Annotated in this window: 1 protein-coding gene; it reads left to right on the plus strand. The window is 47.2% G+C overall.

Annotated elements, in window-relative coordinates:
- Positions 1-1,326, plus strand: a 1,326-nt coding sequence (locus AB5935_RS24020; RefSeq protein ID WP_368327660.1) for a GxGYxYP domain-containing protein, incomplete at both ends; no start/stop codon positions are given.

Consider the following 1,326-nt stretch of genomic DNA (forward strand, 5'->3'; position numbering starts at 1 on the left):
CTATCTGGCTTCGCTTGCCGGACTTGTGAATCGCAGCAGTCCCGAAATCTTTCTTCACTCCGGTCCGGCATACGTCAAATGGATGACTGAAATGAAAGCCTCCGGTTATACCTTTACGAAGAAAAGCCTGTCGGAGATAACTTCTTTGTTCCTGAACAGAGCGAAAGGGTATGTATTGGTGGATGATAAATTGGAGAAAACATACATTGCTGCAAGCCTTGCAGGAGTGCTTGATGCTGTGATACTGACAACGGATCTGGCCTCTAAAGCTCCTTATAACAGTCTGCAGAAACTGGCCGACGTGAGGGATAAGGATGAGGCTTGGCTGGCTGACTATATAAAACAACATTCTTCACAATTCAACTTGAATGCGATTGTGAACAATGCTTCTTTCCCGTGGACAATGGTCGATTTTGCCATAGCGAACCGATATCCCTGGTGTAGCAATGCCAAAAGTGACGGTACTGTGTTGCAAAAGCTTTATTATATGTTGAAACCCAATTCGCCTCATTATGGTTGGGGAGTACCCTATAATCTTGAACGCATGGATGTGCGGTTCGGATGCGAACATAATGGAGTATATACCGTGCCGGGTATCAACACCATGAGCCTTTCCATCCTGTCATCCAAACAGTTGAAACCGTATGACCGACCGGCTTCGCCTGTGGAAGTCCCGGCACGAACGGGCGTGCATTATGCCACAATCGTATTCAGTGACGGAGACAATACGTCCTATATGCTCGATTTGTTTTCCCGGAATACCTATATCTCGCATCCGCGTGCGCATGAGATTCCGCTTACCTGGATGTATCCCCCGACTCTGCGCACCAATATGGTTCCGGTGCACAACTGGTATCAGAAAAATCTGCCGGCAACCAATTGTTATGTCGGAGCATTGTCCGGTGCGGGTTATACATTCCCGTCTCATCATGAGTTTGTAGCCGACTATTTCCGTATGACGAATGGAATGTTGAAAGATTGCGGAATGCAGTATATGGTACTGATGGACGATGCGGAACTATTCACCGGTTCGTATGCCGGTTCGTATGAAACATTTATGAAGCGGCACACCGGCAACTTGCCCGATATGAAAGGATTCTTGTATATGAACTATCTGGGATATGCCAAATGGCAGGGCGCTTATTTCTTTGCAGGAGATGCACCGGTCGTTTCGTTCCGCTATTTCATGAAGAATGATGATAAGTTTACGGAACCTCATACTCCCGAAACCATCGCTGCGGCTTTGAACTCGGCTCCGCGTGACATTAACAGTATAGATGCCTATTCGGCAATCGTGGTACACGTCAATGCTCCGTCCAGTTACAC

Origin of the sequence: Phocaeicola sp. RTP21198st1_B8_RTP21198_201120 (genome assembly GCF_040929485.1) — a bacterium.
GTDB classification, from domain to species: domain Bacteria; phylum Bacteroidota; class Bacteroidia; order Bacteroidales; family Bacteroidaceae; genus Phocaeicola; species Phocaeicola dorei.